This window comes from Frankia sp. KB5, from assembly GCF_002099325.1.
Classification (GTDB): domain Bacteria; phylum Actinomycetota; class Actinomycetes; order Frankiales; family Frankiaceae; genus Frankia; species Frankia casuarinae.
This window is the reverse complement of sequence record NZ_MRUJ01000169.1, coordinates 1-3234: the sequence shown is the minus strand read 5'-3', so window position 1 is coordinate 3234 and position 3234 is coordinate 1. Positions and strand designations below refer to the sequence as shown.

Genomic DNA, 3234 nt, shown 5'->3' with positions numbered 1-3234 from the left:
CCCCCGCACCAGCAGACTCACCCGCCTCAGCCACCGACTCGCAACCCCAGCCCCGAATTAAGCAGCAGAGTCGACGTGCCGGGCAAAGCGTGGCTGCCGGACGCACCCGCATCCCGGCAGCTCGTGGCCAGCATCCGGCAACCGGTCACCTCGTCCCCGCGACCGGGCCGACCGGGCCGACCGGGCCGACCACGCGGTAGGTCCCGGGAGCGCCGGCTGGGACGGCGGGGTGCGCCGGTGCTCTCGGCGCAACCGGCCGGTAGGCCGCCCCGAGAGGTGGGCGCGGGTCGGGTTCCCCCTTGTTCGGCCAGAAGGACATCGCCCGTTCGGCCTGCGCAGTGATGGTCAACGACGGGTTCGCGCCGAGGTTCGCCGAGACCGCGGCGCCGTCGACGACGTGCAGCCCCTCGTATCCGAAGACCCGGTGGTAGGGATCGATCACTCCGGTGGTGGGATCCGTGCCGATGGGGGCCCCGCCGAGGATGTGCGCGGTCAGCGGGATGTTGGCGATCTCGCCGATCGACCCGCCGGGGTAGCCGCCCATCCTGGCCGCGATCCGGCGGGCGGCATCGTTGCCCTCCGGGATCCAGGAGGGGTTCGGCTCACCGTGTCCCTGCCGACTCGTCAGCCAGCCGAGACCGAACGGCCCACGGCGCAGGGAGACGATCAACGAGTTGTCCCACGACTGCATGACCAGCGCAATGATGGTCCGCTCGGACCATCGCCAGGGCAGTGACGACRCCAGCGCCTGATGTGGGTGGAGCACGACCTGACGCAGGTATTTCAGCCAGCGCGGCACCCGCCCGCCGCCGTCGGTCATCGACGCGCTGATCAGTGCCATCAGGTTGCTCCCCCGGCCGTAGCGCACGGGTTCGATGTGGGTGTGCTCGTCGGGGTGGAAGGACGAGGTGATCGCGACTCCCCGGGCGATCCGCTGATCGGGGCGCAGCCTGGATGCGCCCAGGATCGCCTCGGAGTTCGTCCGGGTGAGATGACCGAGYCGGTCGGACAACGCCGGCAGGTCACCGCTCTGTTTCATCGCCAGCAGCAGCCGCTGGGTGCCCAGGGTGCCGGCGGCGAACACGACCTGCTCCGCGGTGAGGGTACGTCGCCGACGCCGGACGAGACCCCCCGTCCGGACCATGTCGAGCTCATACCCGCCGGTCGAGCGTGGCCGGACAGCCGTGACCGTGGTGTCCGGGACTACCCGCACACCGGCCCGCTCGGCCAGGTACAGGTAGTTACAGTCGAGGGTGTTCTTGGCCCCTCGACGGCAGCCGCTCATGCACTCCCCGCACTCTACGCATCCCGTCCGAGCCGGGCCGGCGCCGCCGAAGTACGGGTCAGGGACACGCACGCCGGGTTCCCGGCTGCCGTCGCGGCCGAAGAAGACACCGACCGGCGCCGCCGCGAAGGTGGACCCGACCCGCATCTCCTCGGCGACCGTGCGGAACACCTCGTCGGAGTACGTCGTCGTCGGGTTGGGATTCACCCCGAGCATGCGTTCGGCCTGGTCGAAGAACGGCTCCAGCTCACGGCGCCAGTCGGTGATGTCCCGCCACTGCGGGTCGGTATAGAAGGCGTCGAGCGGGCGGTACAGCGTGTTCGCGTAGACGACCGAGCCGCCACCGACCGCCGTTCCGGACAGCACCACGACCCGACCCAACCAGGTGATCTTCTGGATACCGTGGCAGCCCAACCGCGGCATCCACAGATACCGGCGAACGTGCCAGCTGTTCTTCGGCAGCGTGTCCGGGGTGAACCGGCGACCGGCCTCCAGCACGAGGACACGATGGCCCTTCTCCGCGAGCCGTAGCGCGCTGACGCTGCCGCCGAACCCGCTCCCGATCACGATCACGTCGGCGTCATAGCCGCCGTCCGACCCGGAATCAGCCACGGGTGTCGTCCACCGAAGTCACCATGACTTCCCATGATGGGCTGTCGCTGGGACTATGCAACACCATCCGCCACTGACCGTCACCATCCGCGGCCCGCCGCCGCTCGCCGCGGCGAGCGACCCGGACCACAGGTCGACCGGCTCAGGCCGCGCCGTCAGCCGCCGACTGGCTCGCCATCTGGGCATGCGCACGTCCCGCGCGAGCGGCCTCCTCGATAGCCTCCAGCGGTGGCCGCGGGATCGACACGGGCGGCGCCTCGGATTCCGGGCGGGCGGCTCGGGACCCGTAGGCCTCCCATCCTGGGCGTCCGGGCGCGGGTCCCTTCTCCTTCGCGGTGCGGGTGTAGCGCCCGCGCCCCTGGTTCGGGACGGTGGAACCCGGCGTCGGTCCGGTCCTGATCCCCCGGTTCTCCAGGCAGGCGCGGCAGTTGCAGTCGGCGGACGCCCTGGGCAGGCGATCGAGTCGCCAGGACAGATTGTCGATCTCGTCGCCATCCCCGACCAGGACACCGGTCGTGATGATGTGCACTAGATGCAGGGCCAGTTCAACCGGTTCCCAGCTGTCCTCCTCCAGGATCACCCGCAGTTTCTGGTAGATAGCCAGGTAGTCGGACGTCGGGCGCCGCATCGCGTTCGCGAGGACCGTGATCACCTGGCTGGCGGCCAGGGTCATCGGCTCGGGCGGCGGAGGGGGCAAMGGGACTGTCGGGGCGCCCCGCTCCGGTTCGGGAGTCGACGCGTCCGCTGCCCCAGCGGTCTCGTCCGTCAGGACGTGTGGCTCGTCCGTCACGGCCCCGCGGCTGGCAGGACGACGCGGTTAGCCCTGAGCATCCCCGAGGCCGCCGTACGGGCAGGCGAGGTCCGCCTGGTCGAGGCCGACGTCGCATCCTCGCCGGCGGCTCCGGCGTCCGCGGCTCCGGCTGGTCTGAACGGGCGGTGTCCGGATCATCCGAACGGGCGGTGTCCGGATCATCCGAACCGGCGCTGTCCGGGCGGTCGGCGCCCCTCGAGGGGGCGAGGTTGACCGCCGGGCTGGCGGCACCAGGCGAGCCATCGCCCGCCACGGACGCCATCGCCCGGGGACGACGGCCGACCGCAGACGCCGTCCGCAGGCCGATCCGRCCACGGCGACCGCCGCGGCGCCGACGAGCGGGCGCGGCCGAGGCGGCGGTTGCCGAGCCGGCCTCCGCGGACGCCGGAGCCGCGGACGCCGGAGCCGCGGACGCCGGAGCCGCCGGCGAGGATGCGACGTCGGCCTCGACCAGGCGGACCTCGCCTGCCCGTACGGCGGCCTCGGGGATGCTCAGGGCTAACCGCGTCGTCCTGCCAGCCGCGGG

Annotated in this window: 2 protein-coding genes and 1 pseudogene; 1 reads left to right on the top strand and 2 read right to left on the bottom strand. The window is 71.8% G+C overall.

Annotated elements, in window-relative coordinates; genetic code table 11:
• Positions 1 to 145 precede the first annotated feature (145 nt).
• Positions 146 to 1897 carry a GMC family oxidoreductase gene (locus tag KBI5_RS16655; RefSeq protein ID WP_085015759.1) on the bottom strand — a complete coding sequence of 584 codons (1752 nt, stop codon included), beginning with the start codon at positions 1895 to 1897 and terminating at the stop codon, positions 146 to 148.
• A gap of 142 nt (positions 1898 to 2039) precedes the next feature.
• The gene (locus KBI5_RS16650; RefSeq protein ID WP_133057059.1) at positions 2040 to 2687 is read right to left on the bottom strand and encodes a hypothetical protein; all 648 of its coding nucleotides are present in this window, start codon (positions 2685 to 2687) and stop codon (positions 2040 to 2042) included.
• Positions 2688 to 2917: 230 nt separating this feature from the next.
• Here KBI5_RS16650 and KBI5_RS27380 point away from each other — a divergent pair.
• Positions 2918 to 3234: pseudogene (locus KBI5_RS27380) on the top strand (hypothetical protein); the annotation flags it as partial.